Source organism: Rhizobium sophoriradicis (assembly GCF_025200795.1).
GTDB lineage: Bacteria > Pseudomonadota > Alphaproteobacteria > Rhizobiales > Rhizobiaceae > Rhizobium > Rhizobium sophoriradicis.
Window position 1 is genome coordinate 152,867 of the sequence record NZ_CP104153.1, and the last position, 17,190, is coordinate 170,056.

Below are 17,190 nucleotides of genomic sequence, written 5' to 3' on the forward strand. Positions count from 1 at the left end.
GAAGCTCGATCCAAACAAGCAGTTCTCGGCCTTTCTTTTCGATATGGACGGGACTCTTCTGACTTCCATAGCCGCTGCCGAGCGAGTTTGGGGGACGTGGGCGCAACGCCATGGGCTGGATCCCATCGCGTTTCTGCCAACAATTCACGGGCAAAGGGCGATCGACACAATTCGGCGGCTGGAGCTTCCCGGCGTGGACCCGGAGATCGAAGCGGAAAAGATCACAAATGCGGAGATCAACGACGTTTATGGGGTTGTCGCGATTGCTGGAGCCGCGGAGTTCTTAGCTGCTCTTCCCACTGATCGGTGGGCGATCGTCACATCTGCGTCAAAGAAGCTCGCTCAGAGGCGACTTGAAGCCGCAGGGCTAAGCACACCACGCGTTATCGTGACCGGGGAAGATGTCGCGGTGGGTAAGCCGGACCCTCAATGTTTCCTTCTCGCGGCAAATCGGCTCGGAGTTCCGGCTGCGAATTGTCTTGTTTTTGAAGATGTTGAGGCGGGCGTGAAAGCCGGGCAAGCGGCAGGCGCAGACGTAGTGGTCGTCACAGCGGCCGGGCACAAATTCGATCGTCCTATCTACCCATCAATAAATGATTATACAGATCTCGTGCCGGTGGTGTCTGCAGACGGGCTGCTGTCAATCAAAGCGGTCTAGCCATGTTTCGGGGCGCTGGCGGCAGCGCGCCGGTCTTCATGGCGGGATTACCGAAAAGCGCGCCAATGGGTGCGGTGTACTCGTCAGGCTCTGGAGCGGCTCGTCAAAGTGTTCTTGATCGCCCGCCTCGAATTTTCCACAGAGGCAAAAGGCAGGGTGTTATCTAGAAGCTGACAGATGACCGTCTCGGATCCGCGGATCCTATGCGGACTGCCTGATCTTGATCTTAAACGGCAATATGATTTTCGCAGCATCCTCGGACTCCTCCCGAGAAGCCTCAATCAACCGGGCTATCGCAGGCCCGTAATCAAATGCGGGAACTGTCACCGTTGACAGCCAGGGAGCCAGCCAGTCGTTTAGGCGGTTGTCATCGAAACCCATCATGATGACATCTTCGGGAATTTTAAGCCCCAGTTCAATCGCTGCGCGATGGACACCATAGGCGATCATGTCGTTGCCGCAAAAGATGGAGAGGCGCCTTTTGCTTTTCGAAAGCAATTTAAGCCCCTGCTCGTAGCCGGCCTCCATGGTATAGGCAGCCTCGACCTTCTTGACCGGACCGTGATCGCCCAGACCGGCTATGAAACCATCAAGCCGCTCGCTGCTTCCCGAGTAGCTTTTCGGACCGTGGATCGCTACGCAGTTCATATAACCGCGCTCCGCAAAATATTGGCCGACTGCCATACCTGCAGCAAAATTGTCGACGCCCACATATGGCGCGACGATTCCCTCGGCCGGCCGCCGATTTACGAAGATTATGTTCTTTTGCCGGGAGCACAGTTCGCGCAACCGCGGTGTATCAATCGCGCCTTGTAAAACGATGGCTTGCGCGCGCAGTCCCTGCGCATCAGCGAGCAGACGATCCTGCTGCTCTGCATTTTCGGCCGCATTCGCCAGGACCATGGAAAGACCCGACGACTTCAAAGCATTTTCCAAAGATGCGGCAACGTCGGCGGTAAAGTGGTTCGATGCATCCGGCACGAGCATCACCACTACGCTGCTGCGAGCAAGACGGAGCGACCTCCCGATCTCCGAAGGAGTATAGCCGAGAATCTCCGCTGCCTTCTTTACGCTTTCGATCGTGTGAGGCGCGACCGCGTCGGCTTTTCCGCCAAAGTATCGGGACACGGTTGCCGTCGACACACCCGACAGGCGCGCGACATCTCTAACTGTAGGCGGCTTGGTCATCGCGGAAAACTCATATGTCTATTTCTAGCATCAGCTTCGTCGAAGCGGAAGGCCTCAGATGGCGTCGCCAGACCGGCGACGAAAGGCACCCTTCATGGTCAACAACACGTCGTCAAGCAATTTTAACGCTTATTCACCTAACAGCGGCGGCTGATCAAAGCGCCGGGACGTCGGCTGCGTGAGAATTGCAGTTGGCCAAGTTCCAGCGGTCGAAACTACGTCGGCCATTAAAACAAACAACCAGTAATGTAATCGTTGACATTGGCGGAAATCCGTCATTGTATACGTTAACATTGGAGCACGTGGCAGGATGGGCAAATCCGCAAGGCAAGCTTCTGGCGGTCGCCGGCGGATGGAGATCGACTATTCCTGAAAGAGCCGAGGAGGCTGGGCTTTTACCGATGAATACCGAACCGCAGACGGCCGATGTCGTCGCCAGCCTCTTCTTCACCTGCAATGTCGACGTTGGGAAAATTTGCAACCGAGCGGCGTCAACACCCATACAGAAAAATTCACCGCCTATGACCACTTACGCTAGAACCCGGAGCCACTTATGCTTGATCTGCAAAACGCCAAGGGCCAGAATATTGCCCAGACGATCGAAAATTTCATGACGCTTGATCTGACGGGTGTCGGCCTTATAGGCAAGATCTACAACGCGCTGCAATCGCATCAGCCTGGCCCCGCCTGCATGGATGCCGCCAATTTGATCGTCGATGTGGTTCGCGAACATGGCGGCCCGATCGTGATTGCGACGGGATTTCCTGAAGGCGGCGGCGTCCCGGAAACAGACGGCCCGGTCGGCGCAGCGCTCCTCGCGCGCGCACTCTTCCTCGGGCTTGGTGTCGAGACCGTTATTCTGACCGATGACGATTGGGTCGGCATGATGGAGGGGACATGTCGAGGTGCCGGCCTTGCGCCGCTTTCGTTCCCTGAGGATGGCCGGATCAGATCGGTCGACTTCGTCCGGCCAGTCTATATTCGCAGCGTCCCGAAGGATACGGCGGGGTGCAAGGTCATCACGGATCAGCTTCTCGAGGTAACAAAGCCTTCGCTGGTGATCTCGATCGAGCGGCCAGGCCAGAACGACAAAGGCCTTTACCATGGACTTGGCGGGCGTCCGCTCGACAATCTTGTCGCAGATCTCGACCAGTTTTTCCTGAGCGCCAAGAAGCGCAAGATCCCCTTCATTGCCATCGGGGATGGCGGCAACGAACTCGGCATGGGGCTGATCGGTGAAGATCTCAAGGCTTTTTCGCCCAAGGCCAGGGATAGCGGACATCCTGGCCGGGGCGGCGTTGCTGCGGCAACCTCGGCGGATCACCTCATCGTATCGAATGTCTCAAACTGGGGAGCAACCGGGTTGATCGCCGCGCTGTCCGCACTTTTGGAGAAACCGTCAGTCTTTCACGACGGCGCGTTGGAACGCCGATGCATAGAACAGTGCGTCTCGTTCGGCGGCGTTGACGGGATGTTCATGGGGCCGGAGCCGGCTGTTGACGGCATCTCCGCCCGGGAATGGGAAGGGCTTGTTGATACGCTGCGCAACACGCTTGACCGATTGGCCGGTCGGGTCATCGGATGGAAAGGCGACAGCGGCGACTGGCGCCAGTTGAAGTGACGGAAGCGAGGGCTCGCCGACTGATGGCACGCAGACGCGGAAGCCCTAAGAGTCTCGAAGATCTCCATCGGCGCCTGAGAGTTGCTGATTTGCGGTGACCTCGTTGCGGTCGGATTGCCGACCGCGACAAATCTTTTGAACGCCGCGACATTTGGCAGCCAGCCAAGATCTGAGCCTTGCTTGTCAAAGCCGTTCCTGCAGCAAGGCTCTGTCGAAACTGCCGGTTTGAGAGCGTTTTGGCCAAGGGCGGCCGGGCAGCGGTCGATGCGTCTGCCACGCATGGCGTCTCACTTCTCAACCGCCATATCATCCCTCCTTTGATCGGTAACGACGCCGCTTAATTCCGCCGTCAACGAAAATGTAATCGTTGACATTGGGTTTTTTGTGATGTTGTATACGTTAACATCGCAATATTGGCGATCGAGCCCTCGCGGCTCGCAGGGATCTGGAACAGGGCACCGGCGCATGCGCGGCCCGCCATTGGAGGCTTATCAGTGAAGAAGTTGAACGTTGCGCTCATCGGCACCGGCTTTATGGGCAAGGCCCATTCGATCGCCACCGCAGTCGTGCCGATCCTGTTCGGGTCCCCCGTCGACATCGAGCGCAAGGTGGTCGTCGATATCGACGAGGAACTGGCGCAGAACGCGGCCAAGCAGTACGGCTTTGCCGAATACGCAACCGACTGGCGCCAGGTCGTCTCGCGCCCCGACATCGATATCGTCGACATCTGCACCCCCAACAGCACCCATGCCGAGATTGCCATTGCCGCCGCCAAGGCGGGCAAGCACATCATGTGCGAAAAGCCGATGTCGATGACGGTGGCCGAGGCCGAAGCGATGCTGGCGGCCGCCAACGAGAGCGGCGTGGTGACGATGGTATCCTACAACTACCGCCACACGCCCGCCCTGCAGATGGCCAAGCGCCTGATCGACGAGGGCCGCATCGGCGACATCCTGACCTTCCGCGGCTACTATCTTCAGGACTGGGGCGCCGACCCGGAAAAGCCGCTCTCCTGGCGCTTCAACAAGGCGCTGGCCGGTTCCGGCACGCTTGGCGATATAGGCACCCATGTGATCGATGCCGCACGCCTGCTCGTCGGTGAATTCGAGCAAGTGAACGCCATCGTCAAGACCTTCATCCCGGAGCGCCCGCTGCCGGCCGGACGCTTCTTCGGTCCGAGCGGGGCGGCTTCCTCGGAAAGGGGCAAGGTCGACGTCGACGATACCGCGCTGACGATGATCAAGTTTGCAGGCGGGGCGCACGGCACGATCGAAGTGACCCGCAATTCCTGGGGTCATCATAACCAGCTCGGCTTCGAGATCCACGGTACCCGCGGCTCGATCGCCTTCGATTACCAGCGCCTCAACGAGCTTCGGGTCGCCTTTGCCGACGATCCGGCCGACGCCTTCGGCTTCCGCACCATCTATTCCGGCCCGAACCAGCCCTTCGGCGACAAGCTGTGGCCGGTGGCCGGCATGGGACAGGGCTACATCGATATCAAGTCGATCGAATGGTACAACTTCCTGCAGGCCATCGCCGAGAACAAGCCGGCATCACCCGACTTCCGCGACGGCGTGCAGATCGAACGAATCGCCGAAGCCATTCTCGTCTCCGGGCAGAACGGCGCCTGGGAAACCATCAAGCAATCCGCCGCCTGAGGGAGCCTTCGATGACGATCAAGCTCGCAATGCACACCTGGCCCTATGCCAGCAACCCGACATGGCTGCCGGCCTATACGCTTGAGGAAACCATCCGCCGCGTCAAGAAGATCGGCTATGACGCCATCGAGATCGGCGCCGCCAGCCCGCATGTCTTTCCGCCGACGCTGAGCCCGCAGCGGCGCAAGGATCTCGGCCGGATGCTGAAGGACTACGAGCTCGAACTGGCCGCCATGCTGCCGGCCCATGGCGGCGGCCCCGGCAACAACGTCGCCTCGCCGATCGCGGAAGAGCGCCGCTGGGCGATCGACCATTACAAGGACATGGTCCAGCTCACCGCCGACTGGGGCGGCAAGCGGCTGATCTGCCTGCCGGGCTGGTATATCTTCGGCACCACCTACCGCCAGGCATGGGATTGGGCGGCTCAGGCGATCGGCGAAATCGCCCGCTTCGCCCAGGACTTCGGCGTCGAGATCGTCATCGAGCCCACCCCGGAAGACAGCAACATCGTCAATACCTGCGACAACACCATCGACATGATGAAGGATGTCGGCGAGCCGAACGTGCGGCTGATGTTCGACAGCCATCACGTCATCACTCAAAAGGAAGTGATGAGCGACTACGTCTATGCCATGGGCAAGGACCTCGTCCATATCCACGCCTCCGACAACAACCGCCTGCCGCCGGGCATGGGAAGGGGAGACTTTCCGGCCCTCATCGACGCCCTCGCCGAAACCGGCTTCGACGGATACCTCTCGATGGAGTGCGGCTTCCACCAGCGCGGCATCGAACCCGACTGGGTCGCGCGCGTCTGCCTCGAGTATCTCAAACCGATCGTCGATGCCGCCAATGCTAAAAGTCGGCAGTAGGATGTAATCGTTAACATTAGCCGTCCTTAAAACAGGAGGAGGACGGTCCGGATAATTCTGGGTGCTTCCGGACGCTCGATCAAGAAACAGGGGAATAACGACATGAAACGAATGATTCTTGGAACTGCGATGCTGGCCCTTGCGGCGTCTGCCGCCCATGCCGGTGACATCGGCGTGACCATTTCCCACTCCGACTCGAACCTGGCGGTTCTGGTGCAGGGCATCAAGGACGAGGCCGCCAAACTGAAGCAACCGCTGCAGATCGAATTTGCCGAAGGCGACGTCAACCGGCAGCTGTCGCAGGTTCAAAACTTCATTGCCGCCAAGGTCGATGCGATCATCGTCAACACGGTGGAAACTTCGGCCACGCCGACGATGACCAAGATGGCGGCGGATGCCGGCATTCCGCTGGTCTACGTCAACAACACGCCGAGCGACGTCAAGACGCTCGGGCCGAAGGCGGCGTTCGTCGGTTCCGACGAGCATGTTGCCGGCTTGTTGCAGGCAGAGGAAGTCTGCCGCGTCCTGAGGGAAGCCAAGAAGACGGATGAGGCCGGCATTCTGATCATCCAGGGTGTTCTGGCGAACGAGACGGCCGTGTTGCGCAGCAAGGCGGTTCATGACGTTGCGGCCAAGCCGGAATGCAACTTCATGAAGATTATCGACGAGCAGTCGGCCAACTGGGATCCGGTCAAGGCACAGGACCTGATGACCAACTGGATCACCGCCGGCTACAAGCCGGCGGCGGTGCTGGCCAACAACGACGAAATGGCCATCGGCGCCGTCAACTCGCTGAAGGCGGCCGGCTGGGACATGAAGGATGTCGTCGTTGCCGGTGTCGACGCCACCAAGGAAGCGATGCATTACATGCAAAAGGGTGATCTCGACGTCACCGTCTTCCAGGACGCGATCGGACAGGGCGCCGGCTCGGTGGACGCTGCCGTCAAACTTGCCAAGGGCGAGAAAGTCGAATCCCCGATGTGGATTCCGTATGAGCTGGTCAATCCGGCCAATGTCGAGAAATACCTCGCCAAGAACTGATCGCCGCTCGGCTTCGGATGTGCCCCAAAGGCACATCCGAAGCTGGAACCTCTATGCAAAGAACGCAGAAGGTCTGCAGCAATGACGATAACCCCTGGGGCCACGGTTGTGGCGGAAAAGCGTGTGGTGAAGCGCAAGTTTCACAGTGAGATGTCGATGCTGATGGTGCTGGTCGGCATTGCTCTTGCCTTCGAGATCCTCGGCTGGGTCTTCGTCGGCAGTTCGTTCCTCGGCAACGAGCAGCGCCTGTCGATCATCATCCTGCAGGTTTCGGTGATCGGCATTCTTGCCGTCGGCGTCACCCATGTCATCATCACTGGCGGCATCGACCTGGCCTCCGGCTCGGTGGTTGGGCTGGCCGCCATGGTCGCCGCCTCGCTGGCGCAAAGCTCGACAGATGTGCGCGCCCTTTATCCCGCCCTCACCGACCTTTCGCCGATCTGGCCGATCCTCGCCGGCCTCGTCGTCGGCCTGCTGGCCGGCTGGTTCAGCGGGGTGCTGATCGCCAAGACCGGCATTCCCCCCTTCATCGCCACACTCGGCATGATGGTCTGCGCCAGAGGTGTGGCCAAGTGGTACACGATGGGACAGCCGATCGCGCTTCTAACCCCGGAGTTCACCTGGCTCGGCAAGAGCTTCATTGTCTTCGGCTTTCCCGTGCCGCTGCCGGTGCTCATCTTCCTCGCCGTCGCCGTGCTCTCCCATATCGCCCTCGGCTACACGCGCTACGGCAAATATACCTATGCGATCGGCTCCAACCCCCAGGCCGCCCGCGTCTCCGGCATCAATATCGGCGGCCATCTGATCAAGGTCTATGCCGTCGCCGGACTGCTGTCGGGTCTGGCCGGAGTGGTCACGGCGGCGCGGGCCGCATCGGCCCAGCCGACCATGGGCACCGCTTACGAACTCGACGCCATTGCCGCCGCCGTCATCGGCGGAACATCGCTCGCCGGCGGTTCCGGCCGCATCACCGGAACGCTGATCGGAACCATCATCCTCGGCATCATCACCTCAGGGTTCACCTTCCTCAAGATCGGCTCCTATTACCAGGAGATCATCAAGGGAACCATCATCGTCCTTGCCGTCGTCATCGACCAATACAGGCGATCAAAACAAGCAAGAGCGTGAAGCGCCGACTGCGCTTCGGCGAGAAAAATTCCGCCCAGAGAAGATGGCGTTCAACGAATTGAAGAGGGAAGCAATGTCTGGTGTTTGCAGCTACCACAGGATAAACTGATCGAGGTCTATCGCAGCATGCGGATGATCCGCCGCTTCGAGGAGCGGGTGATGGACGAGATGGCGACCGGCGACATTCCCGGCAACACCCATCTTTATGCCGGTGAGGAGGCAAGCGCCGTCGGGGTCTGCCTGCATCTGGACGATGGCGACTACATCTCCTCGACCCATCGCGGCCATGGTCATTCGATCGCCAAGGGCGTCGACATCGACAGCATGATGGCGGAACTGTTCGGCAAGGCGAGCGGCACCTGCGGCGGCAAGGGCGGGTCGCAGCACATCGCCGACCTGCGCAAGGGCATGCTCGGCGCCAACGGCATCGTCGCGGCAGGTGCGCCGATCACCTGCGGCGCGGCCCTGAGCGCCAAGCTTCTCGGCACCAGGCACGTGGCCGTCGCCTTTGCCGGCGACGGCGCGATGAACGAGGGCGTCATGTCCGAGAGCTTCAACCTCGCCAAGATCTGGATGCTGCCGATCGTCTTCGTCATCGAGGACAATGGTTTCGGCGAAGCCACCGCCAACGAGCACGTCTCCGCCGGCAGCTTCACCCGCCGCGCCGAAAGCTTCGACATCCCCGCCATCGAGGTGGACGGGACGGATGTGTTCAGCGTCTATGAGGCGGCCGGCGAGGCCGTTGGGCGCGCCCGCAACGGTGGCGGGCCGACGATGCTGCATGTCCATGTGCCGCGCTATTACGGCCACTATAGCGGCGATCCCGACAACTACCGCACACCGGAGGAAAAGGCGGCAATGCGCCGGGAGCGCGACTGCCTGACCAACTTCCGCAAGCGGGTCGCCGAGGTGTCGCTGCTCGAGGCGGCCGAACTCGACGCCGTCGATCGGGCGGTTGACGCCGAAATCGACCGCGCCGTCGCTGCCGCGCGGGCCGCACCCTTCCCGCCCTTGTCGGCTCTGACCACCGACGTCTACGTCAAGTATCTGTAAGGACGACGATCATGCCCAAGAAATCCTTCCGCCAGGCCCTCAACGAGGCGCTCCATTCGGAAATGGCCCGTGATCCGCGCGTGATCATGATGGGTGAGGATCTGACAGGCGGCGCCGGCGCCAACGGCGTCAAGGATGCCTGGGGCGGCCCGTTCGGGGTCACCCGCGGACTGCTCGATGCGTTCGGGCCCGAGCGCATCCGCGATACGCCGATCAGCGAAGCCGCCTTCATCGGCGCCGCCGCCGGCGCTGCCCTGACCGGCCTGCGCCCGATCGCCGAGATCATGTTCGTCGACTTTGCCGGCGTCTGCCTCGACCAGATCATGAACCAGGCCGCCAAGTTCCGCTATATGTTCGGCGGCCGCGCCAAGACGCCGCTCGTCATCCGCGCCACCTATGGCGCCGGCAGCCGTTCCGGCTCCCAGCACACCCAGGCGCTCTATCCGATCTTCACCCATATTCCCGGCCTCAAGGTCGTCATCCCCTCCAATCCCTATGACGCCAAGGGGCTGCTGCTGCAGGCCATCCGTGACGACGACCCGGTCATCTTCCTCGAACACAAGATGCTTTACGACACCGTCGGCGAGGTGCCCGACGCCTCCTATACCATCCCGTTCGGCGAAGCCCGGGTGGTGCGCGACGGCAAGGATGTGCTGATCGTGGCGATCGGACGGATGGTCGGCGTCGCCGAGGAAGCGGCCCGCCAGCTTGCGGCGGACGGCATCTCCGCCTGCATCGTCGATCCCCGCACCACCTCGCCGCTCGACGAGGAGACGCTGCTCGATGTCGCCGAAGGGATCGGCCGCATCGTCATCGTCGACGAGGCCAATCCGCGCTGCAGCGTCGCCACCGACATCTCCGCGCTGTTTGCCGACAAATGCTTCGACGCGCTGAAGGCGCCGATCAAGCTGGTGACGGCGCCGCACACGCCGGTTCCCTACGCCCCCAATCTCGAAGACGTCTATGTGCCGACGCCCGCCGCCGTGGCCAAGGCCGCCAGATCCATCGTAAAGAGGTAAAGCCCATGTCGCTTATCGAAGCTGTCACTGTTCCCAAATGGGGAATGACGATGACCGAAGGCACGATCACCCAATGGATGGTCAATGAGGGCGACGCCATCGCCCGCGGTCAGGAAATCCTCGAGATCGAGACGACCAAGGTCACCAATGTCCTGGAGGCGGCGGCAAGCGGCACCTTGCGGCGCATCGTGCTGCAGCAGGGCACGACGGCGCCGGTCGGCGCCCTGGCCGGCGTCATCACCGACGATGCCGCGACCGCCGAGGAGATCGACGCCTTCATCGAAACCTATGCCGACCGGCTGGGGGCGGGCGCGGGCGGTGACGCCGGCAGCGCAGCACCGCGCATCGTCGAGGTCGAGGGCGGCACGGTCAACCTGCTCGAAGCCGGTGAGGGCGATGATGTCGTCCTGTTCCTGCACGGCTTCGGCGGCGATCTGTCGACCTGGCTGTTCAACCAGCCGCCGCTGGCCGAGACGATCCGCACGGTCGCGGTCGATCTGCCGGGTCACGGCGCCTCGTCGCCCGTCGACGGTGATGTGCTTGCCAAAATAACCTCGGCCGTCAGCGCCGCGGTCCAGGATCTTGCGCCCGGCAGGCTCCATCTCGTCGGCCATTCCTTCGGCGGCGCCGTCGCCGCACGGATCGCCGCCGCGCAGCCGTCGCGCGTGGCTTCGCTGACATTGATCGCGCCGGTCGGCTTGAGCCGGCAGATGAGCCGCGACTTCCTGGTCGACTTCGTCGCCGCCGAACGGCGCCGGCCGCTTCTGAACGTGCTCGAGCGGCTGTTTGCCGATCCCTCCAAGATCACCAACGACATGGTCGAGGGAACCCTGCGCTTCAAACGTCTCGAAGGCGTGCCGGAGGCATTGACGGCAATCGCCGACACCATCGCCGGAGAAGACGGCCAGTTGCTGTCGATCCGTGAGACGCTTGCCGGTCTCAACTGCCCCGTCATGCTGATCTGGGGCGAACAGGACCAGATCGTGCCCGTCCCAGACGCCGGCACCCTCCCAGCAAACGTCACCCTGCGCATCCTGCCCGACACCGGCCATATGCCGCAAATGGAGGCATCCGCCAGCGTCAACCAGGCAATCCTCGAAAATATCAGGAAAGCATCAAATTAATCGGGCAACCCCGTGAAACGAACTTAACCATCCAATCGGGAGTACATCCATGTCTCAACGTTTGTCAGGAAAGCGCGTCCTCCTTACCGGAGGCGTGGCAAATATCGGCCTTGCCATTCTGGAGGCTTTTGTTGCCGAGGGTGCAACCGTTTCTGTGGTCGATATCGACGCTGCCAAGGGCAGTGAAGTCGAAAAGCGGTTCGGCGACCGGGTCCGATTTTTCAAGGCGGATATTTCGCAGGAAGACGAAATCAAGGCGGCAATCAACCAGTCGGTCGCCTGGATGAAGGGAATGGACACGCTCTGCCTTAATGCGGGTATCCAGCTTTCCGGCAAGGTCGAAGACTTTTCCACGCGTGACTGGGATAGGGTGTTCACCATCAATGTCCGCGCCAATTTCATCTTCGCCAGGGAGTCGGTGAAACATCTGCGGGCCGCCGGCAAGTCTTCCATCGTGATGATGTCTTCGCTTGCCGGCAAGCGCGGCGCCCCGGGCCTGGTCGGTTACTCCTCGTCCAAAGCCGCGATCATCGGCCTCACGACCACGCTCGCAATCGAACTGGCGCGCGACGGTATCCGGGTCAATGCCGTGTGCCCGGGATGGATCGACACCCCGTTCAACCAGCCGGTCATCGACTTCATCGGGGGGCGGGAAAAGCAGGAATCGCTGGTCCCGATCGTCATTCCGCTTGGTCGGCAAGCCACGCCTCAGGAGGTCGCACCGCTCTTCGTCTATCTCGCCTCCGACGAGGCTTCCTACGTGACGGCCCAGGCGATCAACGTCGACGGCGGCATCTACAACTGATTGCGGGCAACGATCGAAAGCACAGAAAGGCAAGAACATGATCAAGTTGATTACACATGAGGCGGCTCTCAAAGCCCTTGAAGCCGGCGCAGCCAAAGCAAGAGAGCTCGGCGAGCCTTCGTCCCTGGCGATCGTTGATGCCGGCGGCAATCTGCTTGCCTTCCTGCGCGCTGACGACGCTGCGCTGTCTACCGTCGAAATCGCGCAAGGCAAGGCGTACACCGCTCTTGCCCTGCGCTCGCCCTCCGGCAACTGGTTGGACCTGGTCCAGCCGGGCGGCGCGCTCTACGGGCTGGATGCCCTCGGCGGACGCCGGCCGTTCGTTGTTTTCGGTGGTGGCCTGCCGGTGCACGACGGAAAGACCGTGATCGGAGGAGTCGGCGCCTCGGGGGGCCCGGTGGCTGCCGACATCGCCATTGCTGAGGTGATGGCGGCGGTGCTGCAAGGCGGTTAAGCGTGCTTGACACGCTCGAAGGAGAGGCGCTGCCACCATTGAGGCGGCATCGCCCAAACTTTCCATGGCTGACAACGGGGATACGTCCCAAGCCGAACAATCAGGATGAAATCATGTCTGAGCACTCTATCCGCCTTGAATGGAAGGCAGCGCCGCACGCGCAACAGCCGGCGACCTACAGCCGGGATCATAAGGCGACATACAGCGCGCAGGTCTCCGTGGCGGTGTCTGCCGCGTCTGCCTATCTCGGAAACAGCGATCTTGCCGATCCCGAGCAGCTTCTCGTCAATGCCCTGGCAAGCTGCCACATGCTCTACTTTCTCGCGATCTGCGAGGGCAACGGCTATGTCGTCAGCAGCTACGAGGATGATGCCGTCGGCAAGGTATCGAAGAACCCGGACGGGACCTTCTGGGTGTCGGATATCGTCCTCCATCCCAAAGCATCCTTTAGTTCGCAGAAACAGCCAGATCGCGAAACGCTGTCTCGACTGCATCATCGAGCTCATAAAGGATGCTTCATCGCAAATTCTATCAAAACCCACGTGTCGATCGAATTGGGCTGACATCCAACGGCAGCGGTGGTCGTACACGTTTTCTCACTGTCGAAAGGAAGGTGCGGAATGAAAGATAAGCTTGTTGTTGTCGCCACGGTAACGGCGAACGAAGGAAAGCATGAACAGCTTCGAGAGGCGCTTCTGACGCTGATCCCCATCGCGCAAAAGGAGCCCGGCTTCGTCCAGTATGATCTCCATGAATCGCTGGAGCGCCCGGGCGAGTTCGTCTTCTATGAGATCTGGGAGGACGAGCAATCGCTGGAAGTACACAACAATACCGAGTCAATGAAGGCGTTCGGCGCGCGCGCCGGTCAGTGGATACAGTCGGTCAAGTTGGACAAGTACAGGCGCGTTTCCTGACCAGCCCACGGGCTCCCGGCGGACTGCCGCGGGCTGCACATGGAAAGCCACACCCGATCAATCTATACCGATAGGGTGGTCTTCAGCTGTAAGACCACCCGAAGGCAGTCCGTATTGTCCCGCAACCTTCTGCGCTAGCTCGGCCACGACGCCGTTCAAGTGCGTTTCGGGACGTTTGATAAAGCTTGCCGTGAACGCCATAGTCGGCATTGTTTGGCCGACAGTCGCGAGCACGCGCAGCTTGCCGCTTGCGAGGTGATCCGAGACGACCTCGACGGGTATGGCAGCAATTCCAATACCATCAAGGGTCATGCGAACGATCGAAGACAGCGAGGAGTTCGGAAACAGCCGGACGCGCTGCTGATGGGCCCTATTGAAAAGCTCCGTGAGTTCCCGAAAAGGTTGGGTCTGTCGTGCAAAGGTGATGATCGGAAATGCCGTGAGCTCCTCCAGCGTCACAGCCTCCGGCCCCAAGGGGAAGCCCGCCGGAACCACCCAGTTCAGGGGATATTCGCAAAGCGGCAGATTGGCGACGTTTCCTGAAATCACCGGTCCCATGAGGAATGCGACATCGATGCTGTTTTCCTGAAGGGCGGCTGCGAGGTTGGCGGACCCGTCGACGTTGATTTCTAGTGTGATGGACGGGTATTCATGGTTCAGTCGCTTTAGCAATTCCGGCAGCCATGTGTGGACGATGGTGTCCGATACACCGAGCTGCACGGTCCCCTCCAAGGCATTCGCGCCGGCCACGGCGAGCACCATTTCGGTCCGCAGCGCCAGCATGCGCTCTGCATATTTCAGAATTTCACGCCCTTTGACCGTGAGACGGCTGCCACGCTTGTCCCGCTCGAACAGCCGCACCTTGAGCTCCTGTTCAAGCTGCGCAATGCGCGCGGAAACCGCCGGCTGCGTGGTGTGGAGCTTTTCGGCGGCACGGTGGAAGCCGCCCGTCTGAGCCACAATACAGAAGGTCTCCAAGGTGCGCAGGTCAATCATCAGGCCCACCTGTTCTCAACAACAACGGGTAACCATTGACGACTATGAGACCGGATGCAAGCTGCCTCGGCGAGAGGATAGGCAATCTCCTCGCCTGTGTCACGAGACCGAGTCTTCGCACTATAGGGCTGGCGCCTCGAACCGGAACGTCCCGTTCAGAAGATTCTCGTCGCGTATATCCGTGATCAGCATGCATCCAGGACTATGGGTCACTGCGATCGGCGGTTTGGCTTGCGCCAAAGCCATCTGCGGCGTGACGCCACACGCCCAGAAGACAGGCACTTCACCTTCCTTGACCGGAACGCTGTCGCCGAAGTCGGGACGGGACAGATCCGTGATTCCAATCGCCCGGGGATCACCGAAATGCACCGGTGCTCCATGGACCTGCGGCATTGCCGCTGTAATTTCGATCGCCCTTATGGCCTCGGCCGGCTTCATCGGTCGCATCGAGACCACGAACTGCCCGCAGAACGGGCCTGCCGAGACGCAGTCGATATTCGTCCTGTACATCGGTACGTTCGAACCGAGTTCGATATGACGAACGCCAATGCCTGCGTTCAAGAGAGCCCACTCGAAGGAAAACGAGCAGCCGATCAAGAAGGAAACGAAATCATCCCGCCAGATGTGGCGGATATCGGAGATCTCCTCCGTCAGCCGCCCGTCCCGGAAGACCCGGTAACTCGGCACATCGGACCGGATGTCGATGTTCCGACCGGCATTGGCGAGGGACGGGTCGCCGGGATTTCCGACGGCGAGCAATGGGCATGGCTTGGGATTTTCCAGGCAGAACCTCAGAAAATCTCTCGCCCACTGCTTGGGCAGGATCACCAGGTTTCCTTGCGCAAAACCTGGGGCCATCCCGGAAGTCTGTCCGGCGATCGCGCCACTCCTGACATCGAGGCGAATCTGCTCCGGCTGACGATCCAACACCGTTTCAAGCCTGTCCATCACCAAGTCCCTGTTAGCGCACACATGTGCAAGAACTCACCGTTCCACGCTCTTTCGTCAAATCTCCATATTCGATGACCTCAGATAGATTCTGCTGATCACCAACATGCGCGAGAACAAACTTCGGACTCGACCAACCATTTTGACGGGCCGCTGATAGAACTGCGTTATCAGACCCCATCGCCAACGACGATTTGACCTCAGGCCGCCCTGGCAGGAAAATCCGCTCTGAAACACCATGATTGGGAGGTCATTCGTGTCATCACTCCTGGGAATGGCGGCGGTTGCCGCAAGCTAAGACGGATTGTCATCTTCGAATTCGTCCGTAGCCCCGAGTGCTCGAAACCGCGATCCAACTCCACTGCAATTCTCATTTCAAACGATCTGAGGGCTGTTCTTTAACGCGGCCAATTTCCAAGTAAAAACAATTATATATACCTATTTTTACTTGGTTGACAGGCGTCAAATAGGGAGCAATACTCACCTGGTCAACCTAACGAACGTTAGGTTGACCAATAAACCCAGGGGAGCAGTGGTGGCGCGCAACGCCCCTTCTGCAGCTGTTTCAACATTGTCAGAAGGGAGTCAGCGATGACCAACAAAACGTCTCTATCCATCACCCGCCGCCAGACTTTGAAGTTCGGGGGCGCGGCTCTATCCGCGTCTCTCTTTGCCCCAGCCGTCATCAGGAGCGCATGGGCAGCGGAAGAGCCAATCACTTTGCTGACGTGGGAGACCTATGACGAACCGGAGTGGATCGCGGAATGGCAGGCGGCCAACGGGACCGAAATCAAGCCGGTGATCATCTCCTCGCTCGATGAGGTATTCGCCCAGCTTCAGTCCGGCGCCGTGAAGCCCGATGTCATCTATTCGGAGGCCTCGACGGCGGGCCGGCTGAAGAAGGCGGGCCAGATCACTCCGTTCGATATCTCGAAGGTCCCCAATATTTCCAACATCCTGCCCGGGCTGAACTGGCGCGAGCCGCTAACCGTCGACGGCGCACTAATGGGCATCCCCCTGCATTGGGGAACGCAGCCCCTGCAGTATAACGCCGATGCGATCAAGTCTGCGCCGACGAGTTGGGCCGCCCTTTGGGACAAGACCTACCAGGGGAAAGTCACGATATTCGATGACGCAACCGTCACGATCCCCATGGTCGCGCTATATGTCGGTGCGAAAAATCCGTTCAATTTGACCGAGGACGAGTTCACCCTTGTCACCAATGCGTTGCGCGAGCTGCGAGCCCAGGTGCGCGTGGTCACCCGAGGCTTCGACGATGCCGCAAACGTCTATGCCTCGGGCGAAGCGATTCTCGGCTACTGCCACAATGTGACCGTCGTCAACATCCTGAAGAAGAAGGGGCTCAACGCGAAATATTCGCTGCCGAAGGAAGGCACGCCCGCCTGGATCGAAGGGACCTTTGTCACCCCGAAAGGACAGCGTGACGTCGTCTACAAATTCCTCAATGACACCATGTCTGCGAAGTGGCAGGCGCGGTTCATGAAGTTTTCAGGAAGCAACGGCGTTTTGACGCCGGTGGCGGCGCGCGAAGCGGGCCTGACCGAAGACGAGCTGAAGAACACCAATATTCTCGACTCCGATGATCCGAGCTTCAAGGACAATCTCGTCTTCTTCAAAGAACCCGAGGATGTCGAACGTCGTATTCAGCTCTGGAATGACTTCCTGGCCGGCACGCTCTGACGCTCGCAGTCCA

The 17,190-nt window shown here is 60.3% G+C and carries 17 protein-coding genes; 14 read left to right on the forward strand and 3 right to left on the reverse strand.

The annotated features are described in order from the left end of the window. Positions 1-43 precede the first annotated feature (43 nt). Complete coding sequence (locus N2597_RS22680) at positions 44-658, forward strand: HAD-IA family hydrolase (protein ID WP_183596256.1); 615 nt, start codon at positions 44-46, stop codon at positions 656-658. A gap of 201 nt (positions 659-859) precedes the next feature. Here N2597_RS22680 and N2597_RS22685 read toward each other — a convergent pair whose 3' ends face one another. Next, on the reverse strand, positions 860-1,846 hold the full coding sequence (locus tag N2597_RS22685) for a LacI family DNA-binding transcriptional regulator (RefSeq protein WP_183596231.1): 987 nt from the start codon (positions 1,844-1,846) through the stop codon (positions 860-862). Positions 1,847-2,399: 553 nt separating this feature from the next. Here N2597_RS22685 and N2597_RS22690 point away from each other — a divergent pair. The 12 genes from N2597_RS22690 (at position 2,400) to N2597_RS22745 (ending at position 13,532) form a co-directional block, all read left to right on the forward strand. Continuing rightward, the gene (locus N2597_RS22690; RefSeq protein WP_183596233.1) at positions 2,400-3,467 is read left to right on the forward strand and encodes a glutamate cyclase domain-containing protein; all 1,068 of its coding nucleotides are present in this window, start codon (positions 2,400-2,402) and stop codon (positions 3,465-3,467) included. 494 nt (positions 3,468-3,961) lie between these two features. Then, positions 3,962-5,125 carry a Gfo/Idh/MocA family protein gene (locus N2597_RS22695; RefSeq protein ID WP_341356248.1) on the forward strand — a complete coding sequence of 388 codons (1,164 nt, stop codon included), beginning with the start codon at positions 3,962-3,964 and terminating at the stop codon, positions 5,123-5,125. Positions 5,126-5,136: 11 nt separating this feature from the next. Continuing rightward, positions 5,137-5,994, forward strand: coding sequence for a sugar phosphate isomerase/epimerase family protein (locus tag N2597_RS22700; protein ID WP_341356249.1), 858 nt, complete (start codon positions 5,137-5,139; stop codon positions 5,992-5,994). A gap of 102 nt (positions 5,995-6,096) precedes the next feature. Then, complete coding sequence (locus tag N2597_RS22705; protein ID WP_183600218.1) at positions 6,097-7,035, forward strand: substrate-binding domain-containing protein; 939 nt, start codon at positions 6,097-6,099, stop codon at positions 7,033-7,035. Between the two features lie 81 nt (positions 7,036-7,116). After that, positions 7,117-8,163 (forward strand): ABC transporter permease, encoded by a 1,047-nt coding sequence (locus tag N2597_RS22710; protein WP_341356250.1) that lies wholly within the window; start codon positions 7,117-7,119, stop codon positions 8,161-8,163. A gap of 126 nt (positions 8,164-8,289) precedes the next feature. Next, positions 8,290-9,216 (forward strand): thiamine pyrophosphate-dependent dehydrogenase E1 component subunit alpha, encoded by a 927-nt coding sequence (locus N2597_RS22715; RefSeq protein ID WP_341356260.1) that lies wholly within the window; start codon positions 8,290-8,292, stop codon positions 9,214-9,216. An 11-nt stretch (positions 9,217-9,227) separates the two neighbouring features. Next, complete coding sequence (locus N2597_RS22720; protein ID WP_341356251.1) at positions 9,228-10,235, forward strand: alpha-ketoacid dehydrogenase subunit beta; 1,008 nt, start codon at positions 9,228-9,230, stop codon at positions 10,233-10,235. A 5-nt stretch (positions 10,236-10,240) separates the two neighbouring features. After that, on the forward strand, positions 10,241-11,359 hold the full coding sequence (locus tag N2597_RS22725; RefSeq protein WP_183600188.1) for an acetoin dehydrogenase dihydrolipoyllysine-residue acetyltransferase subunit: 1,119 nt from the start codon (positions 10,241-10,243) through the stop codon (positions 11,357-11,359). Between the two features lie 49 nt (positions 11,360-11,408). Next, the gene (locus tag N2597_RS22730; RefSeq protein ID WP_183600186.1) at positions 11,409-12,164 is read left to right on the forward strand and encodes an SDR family NAD(P)-dependent oxidoreductase; all 756 of its coding nucleotides are present in this window, start codon (positions 11,409-11,411) and stop codon (positions 12,162-12,164) included. Positions 12,165-12,201: 37 nt separating this feature from the next. Beyond that, positions 12,202-12,618 carry a GlcG/HbpS family heme-binding protein gene (locus N2597_RS22735; protein WP_183600184.1) on the forward strand — a complete coding sequence of 139 codons (417 nt, stop codon included), beginning with the start codon at positions 12,202-12,204 and terminating at the stop codon, positions 12,616-12,618. A 2-nt stretch (positions 12,619-12,620) separates the two neighbouring features. Next, positions 12,621-13,181 (forward strand): OsmC family protein, encoded by a 561-nt coding sequence (locus N2597_RS22740; RefSeq protein ID WP_341356252.1) that lies wholly within the window; start codon positions 12,621-12,623, stop codon positions 13,179-13,181. 57 nt (positions 13,182-13,238) lie between these two features. Next, positions 13,239-13,532, forward strand: coding sequence for a putative quinol monooxygenase (locus N2597_RS22745; RefSeq protein ID WP_183600182.1), 294 nt, complete (start codon positions 13,239-13,241; stop codon positions 13,530-13,532). Positions 13,533-13,589: 57 nt separating this feature from the next. On the opposite strand, the gene N2597_RS22750 is transcribed toward N2597_RS22745, so the two are convergent. Both N2597_RS22750 and N2597_RS22755 read right to left on the reverse strand, forming a co-directional pair. Beyond that, positions 13,590-14,528: a LysR family transcriptional regulator gene (locus tag N2597_RS22750; protein WP_183600180.1), complete on the reverse strand. Its 939-nt coding sequence runs from the start codon at positions 14,526-14,528 to the stop codon at positions 13,590-13,592. 120 nt (positions 14,529-14,648) lie between these two features. Then, entirely contained in the window at positions 14,649-15,476 is an 828-nt protein-coding gene (locus N2597_RS22755) for a putative hydro-lyase (protein WP_183600178.1), read from the reverse strand. 591 nt (positions 15,477-16,067) lie between these two features. Between N2597_RS22755 and N2597_RS22760 the strand changes: the two genes are divergently transcribed. Further along, a complete protein-coding gene (locus tag N2597_RS22760; RefSeq protein WP_183600176.1) occupies positions 16,068-17,177 on the forward strand; it encodes an extracellular solute-binding protein in 1,110 nt (369 codons plus the stop codon). The last annotated feature ends 13 nt before the right edge of the window (positions 17,178-17,190 follow it).

Coding starts and splice junctions, on each gene's coding strand:
- N2597_RS22725 (WP_183600188.1), top strand. CDS start 10,241: ATGTCGCTTATCGAAGCTGTCACTGTTCCCAAATGGGGAATGACGATG.
- N2597_RS22735 (WP_183600184.1), top strand. CDS start 12,202: ATGATCAAGTTGATTACACATGAGGCGGCTCTCAAAGCCCTTGAAGCC.
- N2597_RS22680 (WP_183596256.1), top strand. CDS start 44: ATGGACGGGACTCTTCTGACTTCCATAGCCGCTGCCGAGCGAGTTTGG.
- N2597_RS22720 (WP_341356251.1), top strand. CDS start 9,228: ATGCCCAAGAAATCCTTCCGCCAGGCCCTCAACGAGGCGCTCCATTCG.
- N2597_RS22750 (WP_183600180.1), bottom strand. CDS start 14,528: ATGATTGACCTGCGCACCTTGGAGACCTTCTGTATTGTGGCTCAGACG.
- N2597_RS22710 (WP_341356250.1), top strand. CDS start 7,117: ATGACGATAACCCCTGGGGCCACGGTTGTGGCGGAAAAGCGTGTGGTG.
- N2597_RS22690 (WP_183596233.1), top strand. CDS start 2,400: ATGCTTGATCTGCAAAACGCCAAGGGCCAGAATATTGCCCAGACGATC.
- N2597_RS22685 (WP_183596231.1), bottom strand. CDS start 1,846: ATGACCAAGCCGCCTACAGTTAGAGATGTCGCGCGCCTGTCGGGTGTG.
- N2597_RS22705 (WP_183600218.1), top strand. CDS start 6,097: ATGAAACGAATGATTCTTGGAACTGCGATGCTGGCCCTTGCGGCGTCT.
- N2597_RS22715 (WP_341356260.1), top strand. CDS start 8,290: ATGCGGATGATCCGCCGCTTCGAGGAGCGGGTGATGGACGAGATGGCG.
- N2597_RS22760 (WP_183600176.1), top strand. CDS start 16,068: ATGACCAACAAAACGTCTCTATCCATCACCCGCCGCCAGACTTTGAAG.
- N2597_RS22700 (WP_341356249.1), top strand. CDS start 5,137: ATGACGATCAAGCTCGCAATGCACACCTGGCCCTATGCCAGCAACCCG.
- N2597_RS22730 (WP_183600186.1), top strand. CDS start 11,409: ATGTCTCAACGTTTGTCAGGAAAGCGCGTCCTCCTTACCGGAGGCGTG.
- N2597_RS22755 (WP_183600178.1), bottom strand. CDS start 15,476: ATGGACAGGCTTGAAACGGTGTTGGATCGTCAGCCGGAGCAGATTCGC.
- N2597_RS22745 (WP_183600182.1), top strand. CDS start 13,239: ATGAAAGATAAGCTTGTTGTTGTCGCCACGGTAACGGCGAACGAAGGA.